Annotated in this window: 22 protein-coding genes; 14 read left to right on the forward strand and 8 right to left on the reverse strand. The window is 45.5% G+C overall.

The features are described from left to right. Positions 1-736: 736 nt before the first annotated feature. Positions 737-1255: a GNAT family N-acetyltransferase gene (locus QE357_RS12210; RefSeq protein WP_309707741.1), complete on the forward strand. Its 519-nt coding sequence runs from the start codon at positions 737-739 to the stop codon at positions 1253-1255. On the opposite strand, the gene QE357_RS12215 is transcribed toward QE357_RS12210, so the two are convergent. From QE357_RS12215 to hemN, 4 genes are all read right to left on the reverse strand, one after another. Then, positions 1250-1726, reverse strand: a complete 477-nt coding sequence (locus tag QE357_RS12215; RefSeq protein ID WP_309707743.1) for a GNAT family N-acetyltransferase — start codon at positions 1724-1726, stop codon at positions 1250-1252. The genes QE357_RS12210 and QE357_RS12215 overlap by 6 nt on opposite strands. 87 nt (positions 1727-1813) lie before the next feature. Continuing rightward, positions 1814-2935, reverse strand: a complete 1122-nt coding sequence (locus QE357_RS12220; RefSeq protein ID WP_309707745.1) for a lactonase family protein — start codon at positions 2933-2935, stop codon at positions 1814-1816. A 72-nt stretch (positions 2936-3007) separates the two neighbouring features. Next, on the reverse strand, positions 3008-4054 hold the full coding sequence (locus QE357_RS12225) for a DUF4421 domain-containing protein (protein WP_309707747.1): 1047 nt from the start codon (positions 4052-4054) through the stop codon (positions 3008-3010). A 482-nt stretch (positions 4055-4536) separates the two neighbouring features. Next, on the reverse strand, positions 4537-5871 hold the full coding sequence (gene hemN, locus QE357_RS12230) for an oxygen-independent coproporphyrinogen III oxidase (protein WP_309707749.1): 1335 nt from the start codon (positions 5869-5871) through the stop codon (positions 4537-4539). 182 nt (positions 5872-6053) lie between these two features. Between hemN and QE357_RS12235 the strand changes: the two genes are divergently transcribed. The 7 genes from QE357_RS12235 (at position 6054) to QE357_RS12265 (ending at position 16905) form a co-directional block, all read left to right on the forward strand. After that, the gene (locus tag QE357_RS12235; RefSeq protein WP_307143264.1) at positions 6054-6608 is read left to right on the forward strand and encodes a CopD family protein; all 555 of its coding nucleotides are present in this window, start codon (positions 6054-6056) and stop codon (positions 6606-6608) included. A 63-nt stretch (positions 6609-6671) separates the two neighbouring features. Next, positions 6672-6839, forward strand: a complete 168-nt coding sequence (locus QE357_RS12240; protein ID WP_307143265.1) for a hypothetical protein — start codon at positions 6672-6674, stop codon at positions 6837-6839. A 521-nt stretch (positions 6840-7360) separates the two neighbouring features. Continuing rightward, a complete protein-coding gene (locus QE357_RS12245; protein WP_309707752.1) occupies positions 7361-7828 on the forward strand; it encodes a DUF3592 domain-containing protein in 468 nt (155 codons plus the stop codon). Positions 7829-8279: 451 nt separating this feature from the next. Next, the gene (locus QE357_RS12250) at positions 8280-11759 is read left to right on the forward strand and encodes a pyruvate carboxylase (RefSeq protein WP_307143267.1); all 3480 of its coding nucleotides are present in this window, start codon (positions 8280-8282) and stop codon (positions 11757-11759) included. A 124-nt stretch (positions 11760-11883) separates the two neighbouring features. Continuing rightward, a complete protein-coding gene (locus QE357_RS12255) occupies positions 11884-12498 on the forward strand; it encodes a DUF1080 domain-containing protein (protein WP_309707754.1) in 615 nt (204 codons plus the stop codon). Positions 12499-12863: 365 nt separating this feature from the next. Next, entirely contained in the window at positions 12864-16058 is a 3195-nt protein-coding gene (locus QE357_RS12260) for a S41 family peptidase (RefSeq protein WP_309707756.1), read from the forward strand. A gap of 130 nt (positions 16059-16188) precedes the next feature. Further along, positions 16189-16905, forward strand: coding sequence for a 3-ketoacyl-ACP reductase (locus QE357_RS12265; RefSeq protein WP_307143270.1), 717 nt, complete (start codon positions 16189-16191; stop codon positions 16903-16905). Between the two features lie 348 nt (positions 16906-17253). On the opposite strand, the gene QE357_RS12270 is transcribed toward QE357_RS12265, so the two are convergent. Beyond that, positions 17254-17760: a 2'-5' RNA ligase family protein gene (locus tag QE357_RS12270; RefSeq protein ID WP_309707759.1), complete on the reverse strand. Its 507-nt coding sequence runs from the start codon at positions 17758-17760 to the stop codon at positions 17254-17256. 57 nt (positions 17761-17817) lie between these two features. On the opposite strand from QE357_RS12270, the gene QE357_RS12275 reads away from it, so the two are divergent. Continuing rightward, entirely contained in the window at positions 17818-18027 is a 210-nt protein-coding gene (locus tag QE357_RS12275) for a DUF2945 domain-containing protein (RefSeq protein WP_106638205.1), read from the forward strand. Between the two features lie 80 nt (positions 18028-18107). Further along, positions 18108-18296 (forward strand): hypothetical protein, encoded by a 189-nt coding sequence (locus QE357_RS12280; protein WP_106638206.1) that lies wholly within the window; start codon positions 18108-18110, stop codon positions 18294-18296. 68 nt (positions 18297-18364) lie between these two features. Here QE357_RS12280 and QE357_RS12285 read toward each other — a convergent pair whose 3' ends face one another. Further along, positions 18365-19441, reverse strand: coding sequence for an L-dopachrome tautomerase-related protein (locus QE357_RS12285; protein ID WP_309707762.1), 1077 nt, complete (start codon positions 19439-19441; stop codon positions 18365-18367). Between the two features lie 218 nt (positions 19442-19659). Between QE357_RS12285 and QE357_RS12290 the strand changes: the two genes are divergently transcribed. The 3 genes from QE357_RS12290 (at position 19660) to QE357_RS12300 (ending at position 21988) form a co-directional block, all read left to right on the forward strand. Beyond that, positions 19660-20157, forward strand: coding sequence for a DinB family protein (locus QE357_RS12290; RefSeq protein ID WP_309707763.1), 498 nt, complete (start codon positions 19660-19662; stop codon positions 20155-20157). A 12-nt stretch (positions 20158-20169) separates the two neighbouring features. Then, positions 20170-21135 (forward strand): NAD(P)H-quinone oxidoreductase, encoded by a 966-nt coding sequence (locus QE357_RS12295; protein ID WP_106638208.1) that lies wholly within the window; start codon positions 20170-20172, stop codon positions 21133-21135. 97 nt (positions 21136-21232) lie between these two features. Continuing rightward, positions 21233-21988 carry an NIPSNAP family protein gene (locus tag QE357_RS12300; protein ID WP_309707764.1) on the forward strand — a complete coding sequence of 252 codons (756 nt, stop codon included), beginning with the start codon at positions 21233-21235 and terminating at the stop codon, positions 21986-21988. Between the two features lie 433 nt (positions 21989-22421). Here the strand turns inward: QE357_RS12300 and hisS are convergent, their stop codons facing one another. Then, positions 22422-23783, reverse strand: coding sequence for a histidine--tRNA ligase (gene hisS / locus QE357_RS12305; RefSeq protein WP_307143555.1), 1362 nt, complete (start codon positions 23781-23783; stop codon positions 22422-22424). A gap of 258 nt (positions 23784-24041) precedes the next feature. Between hisS and QE357_RS12310 the strand changes: the two genes are divergently transcribed. Further along, positions 24042-24188: a hypothetical protein gene (locus QE357_RS12310; protein WP_198555320.1), complete on the forward strand. Its 147-nt coding sequence runs from the start codon at positions 24042-24044 to the stop codon at positions 24186-24188. A gap of 40 nt (positions 24189-24228) precedes the next feature. On the opposite strand, the gene QE357_RS12315 is transcribed toward QE357_RS12310, so the two are convergent. Further along, complete coding sequence (locus QE357_RS12315; protein ID WP_157830455.1) at positions 24229-24651, reverse strand: hypothetical protein; 423 nt, start codon at positions 24649-24651, stop codon at positions 24229-24231. Between the last annotated feature and the right edge of the window lie 145 nt (positions 24652-24796).

A 24796-nucleotide genomic window follows, 5' to 3' on the forward strand; every position in this document is an offset into this window, starting at 1 on the left:
AACAGTATTATCTATAGATCGATCTTCCACTCTGCCATCCAGAGCGAAGGACCTTATGATCTTTGGGGCATTACTTGATCTCGGGAAATTTTTTGTTCTCGAATGTTACGTCGTCCCTGGATTCCATCCGGGGACACTGCGAAACCACGGTGGGCAATAACATCTATCGCTTGAGGGGCACAAGATTACCTTTTAATCATTTACTTGGCTTTGTGGAAACGCTAACAAAATCCAAGCCGTCCCATTCTACAGAAGTTCTCTCACTGCGTTCGAGATGACAGAGGGAGGGGTGCTATTTCAGCCACGGGTGCGAGACTCCCTATTGTTTCTGTTCGTCCGCTTTTCCAACGCGGATTTGTGAAAAAAGCATTTGTAACGCTCAGCGTCGCAGACGCTTTCCTCAACCATTCGTGACAAAGTCTTGGACGAACGTGGTATGCAGGAACCTGAGTAACCATAACATCGGTGAAGGTTTTAGCAACTACCATTTGCGTTAGGTTCCAAGCCCTGGACGGACGCTGTTGAAGATTATTCATCAATCACTGATAAATCAATAATTAAATAAACTTTTCTTTTTCTACCGGTACTTGTTAGCTTCGCCGCCAAACAACAGTAGCGAGGTGCTCTCATAAAGTGCCCAATTCAGGTAAACGATCCACCTGGGTGCCGCTATAATTTTATAAATCCTCGTCCTTTGGATGGGGATTTTTTACATATACCTAGCCCCTACCAGACCATGAATGTTCATTTACAAACCCCGCGATTAACGTTGAGAGACCTGGAACAGAAAGATGCCCTAGCCCTTTTTGAACTAGATTCGAATCCAGAAGTAATGAAATTCTTGAGAAAGCCGTCCCAGTCAATTGAAGAAAGTCAAGCAATGATTGAATACATTCGAGCTCAGTATATTCAAAATGGCATTGGTCGCTGGATGGTAGAACACCGCGAAATGGGAGCTTTTATGGGCTGGTGTGGACTCAAATTTATGAATGATTGCGTCCTTAACGGAAAAACAAACTTCCATGATCTCGGCTATCGGCTTCTTCCGGCTTACTGGCAACAGGGCTACGCCTTTGAAGCAGCCGAAGCCTGTTGCACCTACGCCTTCGAGGTAATGAAACTCCCCTTACTCGTTGGGTTCGCAGATGTCGAAAATACAGGCTCCTGCCGGATCATGGAAAAGCTGGGGTTCCAGATCATCGAAGATTTTTACTACGAGAATCAGAGCCACCACTGGTACGAAAAAACGTTATAAATCTTTCAGCATCCAGATTGTACAACTGTAATGCCCGGAGTTACCCAGAGCCTGCGGAATGTAGTAAAAGCCCATGTGCTCATACATACCTACCGCCGAAGACATTTCCGGAAAAGTTTCCAGGTATAACTGTCGGTAACCGAGGGTAATGGCGGTTTCAAAACACCGTTGCATCAGGTACTTGCCAATGCCTTTTCCCCGAGCTTCGGGGCTTAAAAAGAAACGCACTAATTCCGCACAGCCATCAGGTAACCCCGGCGTTGGCGAAACGCCACAACCACCCAGAATCAGGCCATCTACTTCTGCCACCCAATACACGGAACCCGATTTCCGAAAAAGCATGTACAAATCATCCGTCGTAGGATCAGTGTGAGCTGTACCTTCCAGCGGCACCCCAAATTCTTCGATGCCTGAACGAATAATTTCAGCCAGACGCTTATTATCTGACGGTTGAATGAGACGAAAAACCATAGTAGCTTTTAATGGGAAATAGAAAGGTGATTGCATTGACCGTCAGCTCGACATTGGATCAATCAACATCGGGCTGATGATCATTTCTTATTTTTTCGGGATTAACTTCAAACAAACGGGCATAGATAATGAAATTTCCTTACCTGTGGGCGTTAATTTTCCCGTCTGAGCATTGCGATTGAAAATGACAATATTATCTGTGTCACGGTTGGCTACCAACACCAGCCGACCCGAGGGATCAATGGCAAAGTTACGGGGATGTTTCCCTCCCGAGGGGGTTATTTCGACTAAAGTCAGTTTTCCCGTGCTGGAATCAATAGAATAGCAGACAATGCTGTCATGGCCCCGATTGGATCCGTACAAAAATTTACCATCGGGCGAAATATGAATATCGGCACAAATATTCGTTCCCTTGAAATCTGCCGGAACGGTTGAAATCGTCTGGATATCCGATAATGAACCATCTTTATTGTAATTATAAGCCGTGACGGTCATGTCCAGCTCATTAATCACATAAGCGAATTTCTGACTGGGGTGAAAAGTAAAGTGGCGAGGCCCCGCTCCGGGCGAGGTACGGGTAGGCTTGGCTTCCTTAAGGGTGCCATTTTTTGAGTCGAGCTGGTAATGCGTAATTTCGTCGATTCCCAAATCAGGTACGTAGACATCCAGGTTATTATCGGCAATATTGATGGAATGCACGTGAGCTTTCTCCTGGCGTTGCTTATTCGGCCCCGAGCCTTCGTGTTGAATCGTTTTCAAGGGAGCACCAACCCCGCCCGTAGGTAATACCGGAAGGATGCTTAAACTGCCACCGCCGTAGTTACCCACCATCACCCACTTTCCGGTCTTATCAACGGCAATATGGCAGGGACCCGCTCCACCCGACGATTCCGTACTGAGTTTTTCCAGTTTCCCGGAAGCATTGTCGAACGAAAAGGCGTATACGGCTCCCCCGTTGTCCATTTCTCCAACAGAATATACCTTTTTCTGATCGGGAGAAATAGCCAGAAAAGAGGGATTTTTCAACCCTTTGGCCACACTTTCGCGACTAAATTCTCCGGTTTTGGTATTGAAATGATACACATAAATTCCTTCACTTTCTTTCTGAGTGTAGGTTCCTACCAGCAGATGGTAATCATCCGTTTTCTGAGCGTTTGACATATGAACTAGGCTTAAAAGGGCGGCACTTAAGGTAAGTTTTGCAAACATATAGGGATACGATTTAGAGGGCCAAGGTTACTAAAACCCGTTTGTCAATGGAAACTCAAAACTACATAATTCTTAATTCCCAAGTAATTTACGTTTTTGGTCCGCTAAATTCCTAAGCTTACGACCCGGCGGAAAGCGGCGGGTATACGTGAACCGATAGTTACCGGTTCGAACCAAATATTCAGTATCAGAAGCTCCATTGACGCTTACGTCCGACTGCACCAGCGACAGCTTAAGCATCCATTTTTCAGAGTTATAGCCAATGGAAGCCCGATAATTAAAGTTAGGCCGTACATGAACATTGACCTTCCCGAATGCATTTCCCGTATTCTCTGAACTCATGGATAAATTCAGATTTGCAGTCAAAGAGCCCGTCACAAAGAAATGGCGATTCATAACCCAGGTATAGGCATACCCCCCCCCTGGTCCCAGCTTAAAGAATCGTATCTTACTTACCTTAAAATCATGGATATAAGCCGTTGGAGCCAGGGTACTGTCGCCGCCCATGGCTCCATAAAAAATTTCGGCTCCGTAAAGCCAGGTACCAGCGGATTTTTTCTGCCATTCATTCTGAACCAATGCTGCCCGGTAGGAAAAGCGGTTACCGTTCGTCAGGCGATAATACGATACTCCACCCATGCGAAGGTATACGTCGGGGCGTTGGTAATAGGGTTCCGGGATGTTATCCGCCAGGCTTTGGGAGGTAAGGTAATATCCCTTGTAAAACTGGCCGTAAATATCAGCTACCCAGTTTCTATTGTAGAGGTGCGACTGCAAATCTAGGTATTTTGATTTCCCCTGGCCACGCTCAGGATTTAGAAAAGGAAAACCTAAGGCCAGATTGAGCGTAACGGATTCGTACGTAGCTCCTATCCCCAGATTAAGGCTTGAATTAGGATGAAAAGCTATTTTACTAGAGGGCGTTTTAATTAATAAGCGACTGTATTTTTGAGAAAGGTAAACCCGGGCCGCCAGTTGTCGTTCGAAGGATTTAATATAGGTAGTATCAATGGTGTGAACAGATTCCTTGGTTTGCAAGACTAATTCATCCAGTTCCTGAGTCCATCCAACGGTGGCCCAGCATAAGCAAAATAAAAAAAAACAGAAAAAACGAAACATGACGGGCCTTACATTTAATCGATAACCTCTAAAAAAATAAGGCCAGTAGAGGCCTCTATATTTCATCTCGCACCAGTGGTAGATTTTATTCGATTTGCTATGCCCCGGATTTCATTAGGGGCTATCCAGCCGGGGTCCATCCAGACCGGGGCTATCTGTGTTTAACCCCTCCGGGGTTATTTTCTGTAAACCTATTTTAACAACAACCCCAGCGGGGTTCAATATAGGTAGACCCGGTCTGGATGGACCCCGGGCTGGATGGACCCCGGGCTGGATAGCCCCGGATGAAATCCGGGGAAGTAACGAGTTACCAACAGAAACCTGTCCGAGGTCAAGTAAGCTCCTTCGCTTTCGATCACCGATGGCTGCATAAACGCTTCCTCCAACCGTCTCTGAAGTGGGGAGAGGCTTACTTCCTTATTATGTAACTCTTACCTTTTAGATAAGCTCTTAGGTTCTTGAATTTTCATTCACTCAAGCCATTACACCGTTCTGGAAAAGAGCCGTTCGGCATTGCTCTGCTCTTTAAGTTTTTTGTCATAGGCCATGCAAATATTCCGAATAAAAGCTCGGCCCCTTTCAGTAATCACGACACGTTCTTTACTATACGTCACCAGCCCGTCATTCCTGAGCTCTTCAAGCATTTCCAGCGATGCAGGCATACCCTGGGATTCAAAGCGGCACATCAGGTTAAGGATCTGCTGCCGGATTGTTAAGTCCTCGTCGGTCAGAGCATGCCCTTTGATAAGCGGCAAAATGCCTTCACTGACTTTGGCAATATACGCCTCAATGTCCTTTTCATTCTGGGCAAAAGCCGTCCAGCAATCCGAAATGGAAGAAGCTCCCAGCCCAATCATCACTTCTGAACGAGTCGTGGTATACCCCATGAAATTTCGGTGTAGCGTTCCCGCTTGCATCGCCTGACAGAGCGGATCATGCGGTAAGGCAAAATGATCCATGCCAATTTCGGTATAACCGGCTGCGAGTAATAACTCCCGGCCCCGTTCATAAAAAGCCCTCTTGACGGCTCCTTTCGGAATATCTTCATCCTGAAACCCTCGTTGTCCGGTTCCTTTGATCCAGGGCACGTGGGCGTAGGAATAATAAGAGATACGATCAGGTCGCAGAGCGATGGTTTTTCGGATGGTTTCCTCTACTCCTTCCATCGTCTGAAAGGGCAAGCCATAGACCAGATCATGGCTCACCGATGTATACCCTATGTTGCGAGCCTGCGTGGTAACTCGCTCCACATTCGCAAAAGGCTGAATTCGATGGATTGCTTTTTGTACCCGCAGGTCATAATCCTGAACGCCAAAGCTGACCCGGCGAAAGCCCAGTTGATGCAAAACCGTTAAATGCTCCGCCGTTGTATTATTGGGGTGCCCCTCAAAGCCAAAGTCAATGTGTTCTGCCAGCTCCCCTCCAATCAATAATTGCTCCAGAAACCAACGTAGGTTTTCGGCTGAAAAAAAGGTGGGGGTGCCGCCCCCCAAATGAATTTCAGCAATGCTGGGACGTTTTGGCAGCTCATCCAGATATAATTGCCATTCCTTCAATACAGCTTCCAGGTAACTTTTTTCGACGCCGTGGTTTTTAGTAATGCGTTTGTGACATCCACAGAACGTACACAGACTTTCACAATAGGGCAAGTGAATATACAGGCTTACCTGACCACCAGTGTTTTGAAACTGCTGCCGCAATCGCTGCTTCCAGATTTCGGCAGAAAAGGTATCCACGTCCCAAAAGGGAACCGTTGGGTAACTCGTGTATCGTGGCCCGGCCACGTCATATTTCTGGATTAACTCGGACTCGTTCATTGTTCTTTGGGCTTCTCGCATTACTAACCGTTACGACACAAAGCTCCCTCGCCTTCGCAGGCATTCCAATGACTTTTATCATCCAAACTCCCTGCATTTATTACCCGTCGTGCCCTTCTACCCCTTGTCGGGCTGTATATTTGTAGTGGATTCACGCATCCATCATTCTTCATTACTACATTATGCCTTTTCCATACGAATATCTCAAATCATTGCACATCATCTTTGTGGTGAGCTGGTTTGCAGGTCTGTTTTATTTACCCCGACTCCTAGTTTATCATACCGAAGCCCATGCCAAGCCCGAGCCTGCTCGCGGCATTCTTTCTGCAGAATACAAACGCAATGAGAAGTTACTCTTCAATGCCATCATGGTTCCGGCCATGTGGTTAACAATCCTTTCGGCAAGCTGGATGCTTTATTTATTCCCCTTCTGGCTTCAGCAACCGTGGATGCACCTGAAGTTAACCTTCGTTGCCGGGGTCATTGCCTATCATTTTTACTGTCGGAAATTAATTCTCGAATTGCGGAAAGACCACTTTCGGCATACCTCCATTCAATTGCGGCTCTGGAACGAAGTAGCCACCGTGTTACTCTTCGCCATTGTTTTTCTAGTCGTTTTGAAAAATGCTCTCGACTGGATTTACGGAGTTATCGGATTAATCATTTTTGCGGTGTTAATCATGACTGCGGTACGTCTGGTGAAGCGTCGTCGTGAACAAAAGCAGCAAAAGCCTTAAAAAGTACTTGGCAGTTTAGGCCTTAGCTTTTATTTTTGTGCCATATCTAAAAAGAATTTCATCATGTCATCAAATAGCGAATCAACCTCTTCTGCAAAGGCTCCTCAATTAGGTGGTTTCTTATTAATAGCTGCGATTCTCTGGATCTTCGGAGATACGCTTACTGCAATTTTGGGCACCCTGCTGGTTGGAGCTGCTTTTGCTGCTTACAACTCCCCTCGTCACTACTAAGATTCAGCCCTTTGGGGGATTCGAATTTTATGATCATAACAGAAAAGTCTGGCTTCGGTCAGACTTTTTTTGTGCCTTTTTCATGAATGCGTAAATTATTTTTCAAGTATTCTTTGCCAAATATTATTTTACAAAATCAAATACCTACTAAAAAATCATTTGGCTCGGGTGTAAATACCTAGATCAGCTAATGCATAAACCCGACCGTAACAAAACATTATCAAAGAATAGTACAATTAATCAGGTCAAAATTATTTATTTTTTTTTCTACCCTCTTTTAAAACGTATTTTTCTACAAATCGAACAATATTTTGTTTGGCATCCTATTTAGAAAACCTGTTTTTGCTTAAAACTGCATTTTTCTATTCGAAATGCCTCTTTTTGTCACTTGCCTCACACGCATTACGCCATTGTAAGTATTTGATTATCTGCTATAAATACAAGATTTTTGTCAAAAATAAAGACACTTCTATTATCACTCGTGTCTTTTTGCACTCGAAGCAATCATCTTGTATAAAGCCATGAATTTGTTTTTTAATAACATACTTACGATGTCCCTACCCCGCACGCCGGGTATGACTCAACCTGGTGCGGAATTTATGTTACCCTTCATCGGAATTGCTATTCTTTGCCTGGGCGTTGGATTTTATTTTGCGAATCGTCGCCAGCAATGGTTACAACAGTCGGCCACGGCTGAAGGAGTCGTTGTTGAAGTATTTAAAAAATACAACCGGGATGATAAAATGGGAAATTACCCTCTGCACTTCCCTCAGGTTAAATTCAACGTAGGTAATCATCAGTTTTTAGCTCTAGGCGAAGAAGGTTTTAATAATCCTCTACAGGTAGGTTCAAGAATACCCGTTCGCTACAACGTAGGAAATCCCGAAGATGCTACCCTTGGTACCGAACACGTACCAGGCGTCCAACCCAAAGTATTTTATATTGTAAGTGGATTGTTTTTTGCCATCGGTGTTCTGTTTGCCTTATAAATAAGCAGTCGTTTCCCTCTACTTCGGCCCCGTGTTCAAAATAACACGGGGCTTTTTTGTGCTTATCCCGCAAGATTTACCTCACCTTTAATAAATTTCTTCCAGTTTTACTTATCTTCCAGCATCTGCTATTAAGTCAATTAAAGATGTAAAGATCCATTCGGGAAATGCATAGCCCTACCGTCTGGCGGGAATGGTTCTTTTGGCCCAGATCTGTCCTTTATGGATAGACCGATAGGTATAATACCTTAATAGTCGTATTGTAAATAACCAAGTGTTCTTGTGAATTTTTTAAGATTAGCCAAATTTCATTTAGAAATTCTCAAAGAATACGGCATTTCTTTTGGCAAGTTTGCATATTTGCAGTCAAGAGGTTTTTAGTATGAAAATTCTGTGAACTGCGGTTCGCCTCCAAACGTAATAGACTTATTTTGTTTAACCTCATTACTGCATGACTCCTGAATACGTCCGTAAAATTAAACGCCTGCTGGTAGCTAACCGCGGTGAAATTGCCATTCGCATCATGCGGGCCGCTACGGAATTAGGCATACAGACCGTTGCTGTTTATACCTATGAAGACCGTTATTCCCTTCACCGATATAAGGCTGACGAAGCTTACCAGATTGGCCGTGACGAAGATCCGCTGAAACCTTACCTTGATGTAGAAGGGCTGATTGCTCTGGCTAAGCGTAAGAAGATCGACGCCATCCATCCTGGGTATGGCTTCCTGAGTGAGAATACCTATCTGGCGACTCGTTGCCGGGAAGAAAATATCATTTTCGTAGGTCCATCGCCGGAAGCTATGCAGGCTCTGGGCGATAAGGTAATTGCGAAGGAAACTGCCATTAAGGCCGGTTTGCCCGTTATTCAGGATGCGAAAATCAAAGGCGAACCCGCAGAGAAAGTACTGGCCGAAGCCGAACGCATTGGCTATCCTCTGATGCTGAAAGCCGCCGCGGGTGGTGGCGGTCGAGGCATGCGGGTGGTACGGGATGCAGAATCGCTGGAGCGTTCTTATAACGAAGCTCGTAACGAAGCTAAAAATGCTTTTGGCGATGATACCATCTTCATTGAGAAGTTCATTGAAAACCCCAAACACATTGAGGTTCAGTTACTCGGCGATCAGCACGGAAATCTGGTTCACCTCTTTGAGCGGGATTGTTCGGTTCAGCGTCGTTTCCAGAAAGTAGTAGAGATTGCTCCCTCGGTAAACCTGAAACAGGAAACCCGGGAGAAGCTCTACGAATATGCCGTTGCGATTGGTAAAGCAGTGAATTACTCCTGTGCGGGTACGGTTGAGTTCCTCGTCGATAAAGAAGAAAACATTTACTTTATTGAGGTAAACCCCCGGATTCAGGTAGAGCACACCATTACCGAAGAAATTACAGGTATTGATCTGGTTCGCAGCCAGTTACTGGTAGCGATGAATTATAAACTGTCCGACAATGGTATTTACCTGCACGGACAGGAAGATATCGAAATGGATGGCTTTGCCATTCAGTGTCGGATTACGACGGAAGATCCTGCCAACGGATTCAAACCTGATTTTGGTACGATCATCGCCTATCGTAACGCCGCTGGTTTCGGTATTCGTCTGGACGAAGGTTCGACGTACCCCGGCATGAAGATTTCTCCTTACTTCGATTCAATGCTGGTGAAGGTTTCTTCCTCTGGACGAACGTTCAAGGGAGCCATTCAACGTCTGGAACGAGCTTTGGTTGAATTCCGGATTCGTGGGGTAAAAACCAACATTCCTTTCCTTCAGAATGTACTTGCCCACCCTACGTTCCAGTCGGGTGCGTGTACGGTGCAGTTCATCGACAACTCTCCTGAGCTTTTCAATTTCCGCAAATCACAGGATCGCTCGACGAAGCTGCTACGTTACCTGGGCGAAGTAATCGTGAACGGGAACCCCGATGTAAAGATTAAAAACGAGAAGACATTCCGCACTCCCATTGTGCCTCCCGTTGATCCTTTCAGCGAGTTTCCTCTGGGTAATAAGGATCGCCTGAATCGTATGGGTCCTGCAAAATTCGCCGAATGGGTAAAGGAACATAATACGATTTTATACACCGATACGACTTTCCGGGACAGTCATCAATCACTGCTGGCTACGCGGGTTCGTACCGACGATATGCTGGAAGTGGCTTCCGGTTTTGCGAAATCATTCCCGCAATTATTCTCCATGGAAGTTTGGGGTGGAGCCACGTTTGATGTCTCCATGCGTTTCCTTCATGAAAACCCCTGGACTCGTCTGCGTCAATTCCGCGAAGCCATGCCGAATATGTTACTCCAGATGCTATTCCGGGGTAGTAACGCGGTGGGCTACTCAGCGTACCCAGACAATTTAATTGAGACTTTCGTTGAAAAATCCTGGGAATCAGGAGTGGATGTCTTCCGCATTTTTGATTCGCTCAACTGGATTGATGCGATGAAAGTATCCATCAAAGCCGTTCAGGAACGTACGGGCGGTATTGCCGAGGCAGCGATCTGTTACACCGGTGATTTCCTCCAATATAAGAATAATCCCAATTACAAATATTCACTTCAGTATTACCTGGATCTGGCTCGTCAGCTTGAAGATTTAGGGGCTCACATGCTGTGTATCAAAGACATGGCAGGCTTACTGAAGCCTCAGCAGGCTTCGATTCTGGTAAGTGAACTGAAGAAAGTACTTAGCATTCCCGTACACTTACACACGCATGATACTTCGTCCATTCAGCCTGCTACGTACCTAAAAGCGATTGAAGCAGGAGTAGACGTGGTTGATTGTTCCATTGCGGCGATGTCTGGTCTGACTTCTCAGCCCAACTTCAACTCGGTAGTGGCGATGATGGAAGGACACGAGCGGGAACATCCGATTGACCTTCCTTTACTGAATCAATATTCGACGTATTGGGAAGATGTACGGGAGTACTATTATCCCTTTGAAAGTGGTATGCGTTCGGGCTCGGCTGAGGTATACGAAAACGAAGTACCCGGCGGTCAGTTCTCAAACCTTCGTCAACAAGCCATTTCACTGGGCGTTGGTGACAAATTTGAAATACTGAAGAAAAACTACATCACGGCGAACCAGTTGTTTGGGGATATTGTGAAGGTGACCCCGTCGTCTAAAGTAGTGGGCGACATGGCTATTTTCATGACCTCCAATAATCTGACGTCGGAAGACGTATTCACTCGTGGCGATTCTTTAAGTTTCCCTGAATCTGTTAAAGGATTCCTGAAAGGCGAACTGGGTCAACCCGTGGGCGGTTTCCCCGAAGAGCTTCAGAAAATCGTTTTACGGGATGAAGAACCCATCAAAGGCCGTCCGAACGATAGCTTACCTCCACTCGACCTGGAAGAAGATTTCGCAGCATTCAAGAAGAAATTCCCGAACGCCGAATTCTACATGGGTAACGACGGAGCTTTCCTGGATTACCTGAGTTACAAAATGTATCCGAAAGTTTACGAAGATTTCTACGTTGCTTCTGATCGTTACGGTGATGTGAGTAAGCTTCCCACTCCAGCGTTTTTCTATGGTCTGAAACTGGACGAGGAAATTCTGGTAACGATTCAGGAAGGAAAGACGATCATGATCAAACTGTCTTACGTATCGGAGCCTGACGAAACAGGCCACCGTACGGTAACGTTTGATCTGAACGGTCAGGCCCGCCGGATTTCGATCAAGGATAATGCGTTCAAGGCTACGAAATCCCAAAATGAAAAAGTAACCAAAGCCGGACAGGTAGGTGCTCCGCTTCAAGGTCGCTTGAGCCGTATTCAGGTGAAAGAAGGTGAAGAGGTGAAGAAAAATCAACCGCTCTTCGTTATTGAAGCCATGAAAATGGAAAGTATCGTAGCCGCTCCGATTGCCGGTAAAATCACGTCCATTGCTCTAAGTGAAGGCACGGTGGTTGAACAGGACGATTGGGTAGTTACCATCGAATAATAATCTCCAAATCAATGAAGAGAAGGCCCACATTTGGGGATCACACATTCGATCCCTAAATTGGGCCTTCTCCCTTTTTTAGGGAAAATCTCAGATTAAACATTTTAACTTAACTCTCTATTCCATGCGTACGTCACCTATTTTTATTCTTGCTTTATTTTGTCTCAGCTTCGTTGCGTCGGCTGAACGCCCATTGAAAGAAAAATGGAAGTCACTTTTTAATGGGAAAGATCTTGCGGGCTGGAAGGTATACGGTACCGAAAAGTGGTACGTGAAAAACGGCGAACTCATCTGCGAAAGTGGCCCGGACAAACAATACGGCTACCTGGCTACGGAAGAGCAGTTCAAGGATTTTGAAGTAGAAGCCCAGTTTCTACAGGAAGCGGATGGCAACAGTGGCATTTTCTTTCACTCGTCCATCGAAGGAACGAAAGTATCCGGCTGGCAGGTAGAAGTGGCCCCCCCGAATCATTCGACGGGTGGTATTTATGAATCTTACGGTCGCGGCTGGCTCATTAAACCCGACCCTGCTAAGGATAAAGCTCTGAAAATGGGCGAATGGAATACGATGAAAATTAAAGTGCAGGGGAACACAGTAACCTCCTGGCTCAATGGTCAGGAAATGGTAACGATGACTGACGATGCGTTTGGTTCGCGTGCGGGCAGCATCGCCTTGCAAATTCACGATGGCGGAGGTATTAAAGTTCGTTGGAAAAACATCAAGGTTCGGACTTTATAAGCCCTAGATAATTAGTAATAAAAACGCTACCTGTAAACCGGGTAGCGTTTTTTGTAAATGCGAAGCGTCACAGACGCCATTCTCACGAATCCGACTTATAAACGCGGACTAACCAATCTAATCCCAAAACCCCAGCGGGGTTAAATATGAATAGCCCCGGATTTCATCCGGGGAATTCAGGCAATAAGTCAGCTGCCACAGGTATGCAACCAACCCTATGTTCATCCGCAAATCCGGGGAATTCAGACATACAGGAACAACAAATGTCACCCTGTCGCCAGAAATAAACCATTAGTCCTTTCTTCTGTGCAACGACTGCCTTCTGTTTTGTATCTTTCCGATAAACACTTCAATACCCCCTTGACATGAAGAAACTTGTATGCTCGGCGATCTTGGCCGTAGCGGGGCTTTCTCAGCTACAGGCTCAGGACGTTTACTTTACCTCCTATCCTACGATCAGTCCCGATGCTAAAACGCTAGTTTTTACGTACGAAAACGACCTCTGGAAGACCGATCTGGCTACCGGAGTCAGCACCCGCTTAACCGCCATGCAGGGTAGCGAGACACGGGCTCGTTTTTCTCCCGACGGCAAATGGCTGGCTTTCTCTGGAACGCAGTATGGGAACAATGACATTTACCTCATGCCCGCCGAAGGGGGTGAAATCCGCCAATTAACTTTTCACGATGGCAACGATGTCATGGACAGTTGGGGCTGGGATTCAAAAACCATTTACTTTGAATCAACGGCCTTCAATGGTGGGACGGCTTATACCATTTCCACCAGCGGCGGCACGCCCAAACGCATTTTCGGGCATTACTTCAACCGCATTCACAGCGTTTCCGAGCACCCTTCTTCGGGAGAATTATTCTTTAATGATACCTGGGAAAGCGATAACCAGGCTTATCGCAAAGGATATAAAGGGGAATTTAATCCTGACATTCAGTCGTATAACCGTAAAACAAAAGCCTACAAACGCTATACGGATTACAACGGGAAGGATATGTGGGCGACCATTGACAAAGCTGGCAACGTATATTTCGTATCGGATGAAGCTAATGGGGAGTATAACCTGTATACCTTCGTGAATGGCAAAAAAACGGCTCTGACCTCTTTCAAAGAATCAGTGAAGCGTCCACAGGTAAGTGCAAACGGGCAGAAAATTATTTTCGAGAAAGATTACCAGCTCTGGTCCTACGATATTGCCAGTAAGAAATCTGAAAAAGTAAAACTGAATATTTCCCGAAACTTTACATTACCCAAAGCTCAGGATTTTATCGTGCAGGGAAATATTAACTTTTTCGACGTTTCTCCCGATGGTAAAAAAATGGCTTTTTCCTCTCGCGGAAAGTTATTCGTTTCGGATCTGGAAGGAAAGTACGTCAAGCAACTCAATACCCGGGTTGACGGTCGTGTACTGGAAGTAAAATGGCTTTCGGATAACCGCACGCTGGTTTTCAACCAGACCGTGAATGGTTACCAAAATTACTTTAGCATTCCCGCCGATGGTAATGGAGATGAAAAAGCTCTCACTAACGACCTTCGCAGCAACCGTAATCTTTCCATTAACAAAGACCGGACGAAAGCTGTTTACCTGAGCGGTCGCGACGAAGTCCGCTTGCTGGATTTAAAAACATTTACGTCTAAAACGCTGGTTTCGAAAGAAGAAATCTGGGCATTCCAGGATTCTTCGCCCATGTTTTCACCCAACGATGAATACATTGTTTTCACTTCACACCGAAACTTCGAGCAGGACATTTTCATCTACAAATTTGCGGATAACAAGACGTATAATCTGACCAATACGGGCGTTACGGAAGCGTCGCCTTACTGGTCGCCCGACGGAAAATACATCTATTTTGCCAGTAATCGCCTCAAGCCCTCCTATCCTTTTGGCATGCAAGACGCTCACATTTATCGAATGGCTCTGAGCAAAATTGAGGCTCCTTACCGTTCTGACAAGTTTGACGAGCTTTTCAAAAAGGACGATAAAAAGGAAACGAAGACGGATTCTTCTAAAACGACGGACAAGAAAACGAAAGAAGAAACCAAGCCCAAAGAAGAGCCTAAGAAAAAAGAAGAAGCCAAAAAGACGGAGCCGATTGTTATTGATTTTGAAGGATTGATGGATCGTCTGGAGCAAATCAGCCCGAATTTCGGAACAGCTTACGACCCTATTGTCATTCAGAAAGACTCGAAAACCTTCGTTCTCTACAGTTCCAATCACGATCAGGGCCGATCAAGCTGGTGGAAAACAACCCTCGAGCCTTTCGTTCCTACTAAAACTGAGAAGATCGAAGGTACCATGCGGGCTTCCGATTTCCTGGAAGCATCCGGCAAGTATTACCTGATTGTAAGCGGCAATATTCACAAACTTAATCTGGACGCCAATAAGGTTGATAAGATTGACATTCAGTATACCTTCCGCAAAAACTTCGCCGATGAATTCAAACAGATGTTTGAAGAAACCTGGGCGAACGTAGAGGAAAACTTCTACAACGAAACCTTCCACGGGGTAGACTGGAAAAGCCTTCGCACGAAATACGAAGCCTTCGTTCCCAGAGCCAATAACCGTACTGACTTTCGGATGTTGATGAACGACATGCTTGGTGAGCTGAATTCTTCCCACACGGGCTTCAGTAGTTTTGGTCCAGAAGAAACGAACTTCTACTCGACCCGCACGCTAACATCGGGTTTGATTTTCGAAGATGAAAATCCGTATCAGGTTAAAGCCATTGTCAAAGATTCACCCCTGGATAAACAGGACAAGGATGTTAAACCCGGGGATATTCTGGTAAAAGTGAATGGTGAAAAAGTAGACGCGAAACAAAACCGTGATTTTTACTTCCAGCAGCCATCCATGGATCAGGAAATGACCTTGACTCTGGAGCGAAACGGGAAGGCCATTGAGGTAAAAGTTCACCCCGAAAGTTCTGGTGCCTTAGTAGGACAGCTTTACGATGAATGGATTGACCAGAATCAGAAGTACGTCGATGCCAAATCCAAAAATCGAATCGCTTACGTTCACATGAAGAATATGGGCATGGATGAATACGAGAAATTCGTCATTGACATGGCCCGAGACTGGAATCAGAAAGATGCTCTGATTATGGATTTACGTTATAATACGGGTGGTAATGTGCATGATCTGGTTCTGAATTTCCTCAGTCAGCGTCCTTATTTACAGTGGCAATACCGGGGCGGTGCCCGCTCGCCTCAACCCAACTTTAGCCCGTCGGGTAAACCCATCGTGGTGCTGATTAATGAGCAATCGCTGAGTGATGCTGAAATGACCTCCGCAGGCTTCAAGGCTCTGAAACTGGGCAAACTGATCGGAACGGAAACCTATCGCTGGATTATCTTTACCTCGGGTAAAGGTCTTGTGGATGGTTCATTCTACCGCTTACCTTCCTGGGGTTGTTATACGCTCGATGGTAAAAACCTGGAGCGTGAAGGTGTTCAGCCCGATATTACCGTGCGGCAAACCTTCACCGACCGTCTGGACGGCAAAGAACCCCAACTCGACAAAGCCATCGAGGAAATTCTGAAAGAGTTGAAATAGCGTCTTGCGTTTAGAGTTATGGAACCTTCTTTACCTAAGAATTATTACTTCTAGCGGGTTATTTAATGGATTGATATAACTCTAAACTCAAAACCCTCAACCGCGGCGGTGGCCGCTCAAAACAGTTGTTATGCAATCATTACAAGGAAAAAAGGCTCTGGTTACCGGAGCCGGCAAAGGAATCGGAAAAGCCATTGCATTGGCTTTAGCGGCCGAAGGCGTTGACGTAGCTCTGCTGGGACGCAATACGGCTAACCTGGAAGCTGTAGCGGCACAGGTAAAAGCTCAGGGCGTTCAGGCCGCCGTAGTTTCAGCTGATATCAGCGATCGCACTTCGGTAGAAATGGCGATCCATCAAATTCAAGACAGCTTCGGTGCGATTGATATTCTGATTAATAACGCTGGTATTGCTGCGTTCGGTAAATTTCTTGAACTGGAACCCGAAACCTGGGAAAACATTATTCAGGTAAACCTGATGGGCGTTTATTACGCAACGCGAGCCGTATTACCCGGCATGATTGAGCGTAAGTCCGGTGACATTATTAACATTTCTTCTACCGCAGGTCAACGGGGAGCAGCAGCAACGAGTGCCTACAGTGCTTCAAAATTTGCCGTTCTGGGCCTGACGGAATCGTTAATGCAGGAAGTTCGCAAGCATAACATCCGTGTGACGGCTTTAACGCCAAGCACGATTGCTACTGACATGGCTATCGAATTGAATTTGACGGATGGTAATCCTGAAAAGGTAATGCAGGCCGAAGATCTGGCAGAGCTGGTCATTGCTCACCTGAAACTCAATCGACGGACGTTCGTGAAAGAAGCCGGTCTGTGGTCGACTAATCCTTAACGATGTTTCTCTAAAAATCCCTTCGTTTTACAAAAAACGAAGGGATTTTTGTTTGTTAACCTCCCAGATAATTACTACTGTAGAGACGCGACTTCATCGCGTCTGGGTAAGAGGCGGTTTTATTACCTCTACATTATTTTTCATCGCCCGACTAGACGCTCCCACCCTGGCTAGTCACCTCCCGCCTTGGCTGGTGTCCTCACCAGCCATGAATAAAACTATAGTGGTTAGTGAGGACACTAGCCAGGGCGGATGACCATTTTGTTACCTCTACATTATTTTCATCGACCGGCCACACGCAATGAAGTCGCGTCTCTACGTGATAATCATGCCGATCCATAATCGCTCTTATTTAAACTCAAATTCCTTCGGGAACTTCCAAGGCCCCTGATGGTATTCCCACAAGATTAACCCCTGAGCAGTAATCGCAAAAGGCTCAAAGGTCTCCTCTAATTGAGCAGCCAGTTGCTTCGCTTCTTTCGGGCTTACTTTATTCTGCACGGTAATATGCGGCCATAACCCTTGCTGATCCTGTGGAATCAGAAATTCCTTCCAACTTTTCTGAAGCTGTTTATGTAAAGTTTTGAGCGTATTACTTTCCACTCGAAAGGCAACTCCTTTTCCAATCATTTTTACTTCACTCACCTGCATTTCGAAGGCTTCTCTTTGGGTGACCTCAAGTAAAGTATTCTCTATCCCAGGGTCAGCATTCGGTAACTGATGAAATAAGGATAAATGAGCATTCAGATAGTTCTTTTCTACTGGAAAATATCTTTTTCGTAGGTCATCAAAATACGTCTGTGACGTTGGGTCTAGCTTGACCGTCAGGATCAACGGAATGGATTCATTCATCATTTAATAATTACTGGAATGATTTATTAGTACTTAGTTTTTAAACAAATAATAAGACCAATGAAAAAAGGAGATAAAGTAAGCTGGAAGTGGGGAAATGGGAAGGCTCACGGAACGATTGATTCCGTACATAAAGAAACGTATGAAAAGACCATCAAAGGCGAGAAAATAACCCGACACGGCACAGATGACAATCCGGCTCTGGTTATTAAACAGGAAGATGGCGATCTGGTGCTGAAACTGGCCTCAGAAGTCAGCAAAGGGGAATAACCTCTTTTCTCTTATAAACTGGAATGGATTTTTAACGTATAGATTTCATTAACTTCTTGTTCACATATCCCTTTACCCTTATGAAAACATTACAAAACTCTCGCCTGTCTATCTACGTTATTCTCGCAACCTTAATGGTAAGTTTAACCAGTTGCGAAGCCATTAAAGGTATTTTTAAAGCCGGTGTTTGGAGCGGTATTATCCTGGTCGTTTTAGGCGTTGCTCTGGTGATCTGGGTCGTTTCAAAACTCTTCGGTGGTGGCCGTTAATTTCCTTTTCTGACATAAATAATAAAAGCCCTGAATCTCAACTATTCAGGGCTTTTATTATTTACTGGCTATAATTTTAGCTTGTACATCCGAAAAGGATACTCTACTTTATTCTTTCCTTGATTAAACTTTGCTAATCGCTGATACTGAGCTGCGGTAACGTATAAATAGCCATCCGGGCCAATGGCGTAGCTATCGGGCCATAACAACCGATCGTCCTGAACAAGCGTTTCGAATTGCTTGCGTTTGGCATTATACCGATGCAGCGTTTTCTTTTCCGAATCACCCATGTAAACATTTCCCGCTTTGTCCGCAAACATACCATGGGAAATTCCTGCCACACCTACGGTCTCTACTTTAGCTTTCAACTGCTCCGCCGATAACGAAGCATCCGCCAGAGCCGCCGTTGGAATTCGGAATAATTTGGTTTGCGTGATGGGTCGGTAATAGAAGTATTCGCCCGCCAGAGCAATGCCATTCACGTTACTACTGAAAGGCTTTCCTGACTGATCTTTTACTTCAATGCCATCAATGTGCAAATGATAAGTAGGGTCGGCCGTGGTTGAAGCGTCTTTTTCCAGTACCGTTCGGCTTTTGCCCGTTTTTAAATCCAGCACCACAAGGGCTGCCCGACTAGGATCAGATAAATACGCCAGATTTCGTTTAGTATCGACATTCAAATCATTAAGTCCGGTTTTGCTACGGGGCAAATCTTCAAATCGATAAATGCGTTCAATCTGGTTCGTAGCCAGGTTAATTTTCAATAGCTTGATTCCCTCCGCAATCGACTTTCCAAAATCAGGATTGGCTGGATCTAAAGCCCATAAAGTGTTGGTATCATCAATGAAAACTGCCTGTAAGCTGACGAAACGATCCTGTACATGCGTAGTATCCCAGGTATTCCACTCCTGATTGGGATAGGGTACTTCCGAGCCGTCAGCCTTAATTTCAATCAAGGCATTTTTATAATCATTGGACCATTTGGGGAACGTTACAAAGGTTCGGCCCTCCTTTGAGATAGCCAAGCCCACAGGTTGATATTTCCCAAATTGATGAGCTTCTTCGAGCTTATTTTTAGTGGATTGAGCCAGGGCTGTACTGCTCAATAAGACCCCCGCTCCCCACCAAAGCAATTGCTTTTTCATAAGAATGATGAACTTTTAGTCGATAAATTTCAGCGGCAAACTAATTTAGATAATGATGTATCGTTGATGAGGACTGCTGGAAACGTTCTTCTATACCGTTTACTAACCAAAACATGAGTATCAACCGCCGGGGCTAACCCGTGGAATTGATTTTATGTTTGAAAGAAAACTTCAAAACCTCTCTAACCCATCTAACACATAAACTAGATTAAAATATCATGGCAGAAAAACGTGAAGTGTGGTTACGCGGTCCCCTACCCGATATGCCCGTTTTATTACAGCCTGTAGCTCATGCCTTGCTTCAGGCTCGGGAAGAACTAGCTGAACTCACCCAGGATTTTCCTTCGGTTCGTCTCTGGGAGCGTCCTTCTGAACTAGCTTCACCCGGTTTTCACCTGCAACACCTGACGGGCGTTCTTGATCGCCTGTACACCTATGCTCGCGGCGAAGCCCTTACGGAAACGCAACTGGAATACCTCAGGGCTGAAGGCCTGGCAACCGATGTACGTACGGAAGAGCTGGTGCAGCGTTTTAATACTCAGGTAGAAAAAGCGTTGGAGCAACTTCGCCAGACCCATCCCGATCAACTGACCCAGGTACGTGGCGTGGGCCGGGCTCAGTTACCTTCTACCGTACTTGGCCTTTATGTTCATTCGGCAGAGCATACCATGCGACATGTAGGCCAGTTACTCGTGACAATTCGTGTGTTATCTTAAACCTCTTTACCCATGAAAGCAATCATAGTTACCCAAGCTGGTGGCCCGGAAGTATTGCAACTAGCCGAACGCCCTTCGCCACAACCCGTCGAAAATCAGGTAATTATTAAAGTAGAAGCAGCGGGCCTGAACCGGGCCGACGTTATGATGCGGCAGGGCAAGTACGGCAAGCCAGAAGATACTCCAGAAATTCTGGGTCTGGAAGTAGCCGGAACGATCTGTGCCTGCGGGCCGAAAGTAACCCACTGGAAGAAAGGAGATCGGGTGTGTGCCCTGATTCGTGGCGGGGGTTACGCTGAGTATGCCGTAGCCGATTTCCGTCATTGCTTACCCATTCCTGAAAACGTCTCGATGATAGAAGCGGCGGGTTTACCCGAAACTGTCTTAACCGTCTGGAGTAATGTTTTCCAGCGAATGCGGGTACAAACGGGAGAAACCCTGCTCATTCAGGGAGGTACCAGCGGCATTGGCTTAACGGCTATTCAATTGGCTCGGGCCTTTGGCGTTCGGGTGTTTGCCACAGCAGGGTCCGACGAAAAATGTGCCTTTGCCCAAAGCTGGGGAGCCGAGCGTTGCATCAACTATAAAACCCAGGATTTTGAAAAGGAGCTAGCTCCCATCGGTGTTGACGCAATTCTGGATTACATTGGTGGCGATTACACGGCTAAACACCTGCGAATTCTTAAACCGGAAGGTCGCCTCTGCTGGCTGGCGGGAATGGAAGGCGTCAAATCGACGATTAACATCATGGATATTATGACGAAACGACTGAGCCTAACCGGCAGCACACTTTCGCCCCGTACCGACGATTTCAAGGCCCAGTTAACTGCCGATGTGGAAATGCGGGTCTGGCCGCTGGTGGCTCAGGGGAAGTTGAAAACGCACGTTTCCAAAACTTTTCCACTGGAACAGGCTGCTGAAGCTCATACGTATATGGAAGAGGGTGGACACATTGGAAAGATCATTCTTACGATCTAAATCGTCAATACCTTTTCAAAAATCCCGTCAGAATCATTACTGACGGGATTTTTGTCTATTATATTTGATCGAATAAATCAATAACCTCTACACATTCATGAATCGTCGGACTTTCGTCTCGTCTACACTAATGGCGGGTACTGCTGCCGTGGCAGAACCTTTTTCTACTTCCGCTGACACCACAAGTTATTTCGAATTACGGGTTTACGAACTGAAAGGGAATGCTCAGGAAAATTATCTAAAGTCGGCCCTGGTGCCAGCCCTTAACCGCCAGGGAATTAAAAATGTGGGCGTGTTTCGGGAATTAGGAAAAGGCGAACCCCCACTTTTATACGTGCTAATTCCCTACCCTTCAATCAACGCTTTTGCTGAAGTAAATAGTCGCTTATCTCAGGATTCGGAGTACCAGAAAGCCAGCGAAAGCTACCGGAATTTGTTACCTGACCGAGCCTCTTACGCTCGTTATAAATCTTCTTTCATGCAGGCTTTTTCGGGATTTCCCCAACTGGCTGTGCCTAAAAACGAAAGTCGGATTTTTGAATTAAGAACCTACGAGGGCTTTAGCGAAGACGCCGTTCGCCGCAAAATTGCGATGTTCAACGACGCTGAGATTCAGGTCTTTAATAAGGTAGGATTAACGCCCGTATTTTTTGGTGAAGTGAAAATTGGCGATTCCCTGCCTTGCCTGACGTACTTGCTAACCTTTCCATCCATGGAAGTAAGAGACGCTAACTGGAAGAAATTTGGTAACGATGCCGACTGGAAACGAATCTCCGGTCTTCCCGAATACGCCAATACGGTGTCTAGAATTCAACGCGTATTTTTGGAGCCCGTCACTTTTTCTCAAATTTAAGCGAGGATTTAAAATATATAATCGTCGGACTCTCACGCGAATCGTAGCTTTTGAAACTTTGAGGGTTCCCTCCCTTCGCTGTGGTGACAGGCTTGAGGGATAACGGCAGGTAGGAACCTGCCTTATTTTAGGAACGAAATGGAGTCTCGCACCAGTGATTGCAAATAGTAATTTCTCCTAAGTGTCATCTTGAACGAAGTGAGAGACCTTCTGTAGCATGAGGCGGTTCTGAGTTTATTAACGTTCCCTTAAAACCAAGTAGGTTCGTAAATTCGCATAAGTTCCTTCGCTCTGGATGAAAGAGAAAGGGAAATGCGTTATGGCTGCCAGCAAAAAAGCTGGCCGGGTCACGCTGGCAGAGGAAAAGTAAAAGGGCACCTGATGATTAGGTGCCCTTTTGCTTTGATGTGGATACAATTAACCCATTGTCCCCTTACTTCAATAACTCAATTAATGCTTCGGCGGTAACTTTCTGTTGCTCACCGGTAGTCATATTTTTTAGGGTTAACTCCCCCGTTTCCATTTCGGTTGAACCGATTAATACCACAAAAGGAATTTTCTTACGGTCGGCGTAATCAAGCTGTTTTTTAAGCTTGGCAGAATCAGGGTATAATTCGGCATTGATACCTGCCTGACGAGCTTTTTGTAATAAAGGCAATGAATACATCTCTGCCTGAGCGTCGAAATTAGTGAAAAGAACCTTCGTCGTTACACGCTGATTCTCGGGGAAGAGTTTCAGTTCTTCCATCACATCATAAATCCGGTCTACTCCCAGCGAAATACCAACGCCCGACAGATTAGGCACGCCAAAAGCAGCCGTCAGGTTATCGTAACGCCCTCCGCCTGAGATACTCCCTATCTGAACGCCATTGGCTTTCACTTCGAAAATAGCTCCGGTGTAATAACTCAGCCCCCGAGCCAGGGTAATATCGAGTTGAATCTGGTTTTCCGGGAGCCCCATCGTGCGAACCATCTGCCATAGCGTTTCCAGTTCCTGCACGCCTTTCATTCCTACCTCAGAGCTTTGCAACCAGCTTTTCAAACTGGCAAAAGTTTCTTCATTAGAAGTCAGGCTGCTGAATAGAGGTTGCAGTTTATCGATCGAATCGTTTGAAATTCCTCTTTCCCGCAACTCTTCCTCTACCTTTTCTTTACCTACCTTATCCAGTTTATCAATTGCTACGAACAAAGTCGTTTCCATGCCGGCTACGCCAATTACTTCCGCAATTCCACTCAGAATTTTACGGTTGTTAATCTTGATCGTGAAGTTTTCGATGGAAAGTCCCTGGAAAATTTCGTGCAACATCGCTACGATTTCGGCTTCGCAGAGCAAGGAATCCGTACCTACAATGTCAGCATCACACTGATAAAACTCCCGGTAACGTCCTTTTTGCGGACGGTCGGCCCGCCAGACGGGCTGTAACTGGTAACGTTTAAAAGGAAAGGTTAACTCACCCCGATTCATCACCACGTAACGGGCAAAGGGCACCGTCAGGTCATAACGCAGGCCTTTCTCGGCAATTTTTGGAGTTAACTTCTTATAGCCTTCTTCCAGATCGGAAGGCTGAATTTTTTCAGAAAAATTACCCGAATTCAGTACTTTAAATAACAGTTGGTCGCCTTCTTCGCCGTATTTACCCATCAGCACCGAGAGATTTTCCAGCGTGGGTGTTTCCAGCGGCTGAAAACCATATTTCTGAAACGTACGACGGATGGTATCAAAGATAAAATTCCGCTTCACCATCTGCTCTGGACCAAAATCGCGGGTCCCTCGGGGAAGGCTGGGTTTTTGTATACTCATGATGGTATGGATGCCGGAAGCAGGGGAAATCTCCCGAATAAAAGCTAAATGAATGATTTGATGCTGCAAAAATAGTAGGGAAAGCCCTTTACTTCCGTATTAATCTAAATTTCCTTGATATTTCGGAGGAATGAGATTTGACATTTGCCGAAAAACCAGTATTTTTGCGGCTCATTTTAGGTTCTGAGTATGAGAATCAGGTATTCCTGGATTACTCGAACCGGTAACCAGTAATACCAAACTTCCAAAATCATGGGTGTATCACAACTGAAACGCAAGGATCGCAGAAATAAGGCTATCGCGAATAACAAAGTAACGACGATCAAACGCCTTACACTGAAACCTACTATCAAGAAAGTAGACGTAGAAGCAATCAAAGCTTCTTTCGAAAAGAAATAAGTAGTTAACACAATGGTTAACTTAATTTTCTGGAACCCTGCTACGATTGTTTAGCAGGGTTTTCTTTTGTAGCTTCTTTAGGTTTCTCCTTATCCGGGTTTTGTTGCTTGGTCCGTTGCGTTTTCTTCTTGACGATCATCGCCTTGGGTTTGGCAAATAATCGCCGATTTTTTCGAATAAAACGACGCATCTCCCGTCGGGTGTCCATCCGGGTACGAATTCGCAACGCGTTTCCATACATGATAAACCCGGTAATCATTAATACCAGGGCATAAATTCCCAACAGAAACCAGCGGTTAAAGACCTCCCCCGCCGCCTGAAGCCAAACCGCCCGTACCAGCACTATGATCCCATAGCTGGATAAAATCATACTAAAAACAGACAGCAAAATCCACTTGGTCCGCAAACTCATGTGCTTGACGAGTTGCCTTCCGGGTGCCTTTTTATTTTCAATAACTTTCATAACCTTAAGGACATATTTAAGAGTACCAGGGGGATCGTATGATCCATCAAAACAGAACCCTAACTTTTTTAATTCCTACTAAGCTTATCGCTGCTTAAACGTTTTCTGTTTCTGAACAGGACTATCGTATATAACCGAATTTTTA

Source organism: Siphonobacter sp. SORGH_AS_0500, from assembly GCF_031453245.1.
In the GTDB taxonomy this organism is placed as follows: domain Bacteria; phylum Bacteroidota; class Bacteroidia; order Cytophagales; family Spirosomataceae; genus Siphonobacter.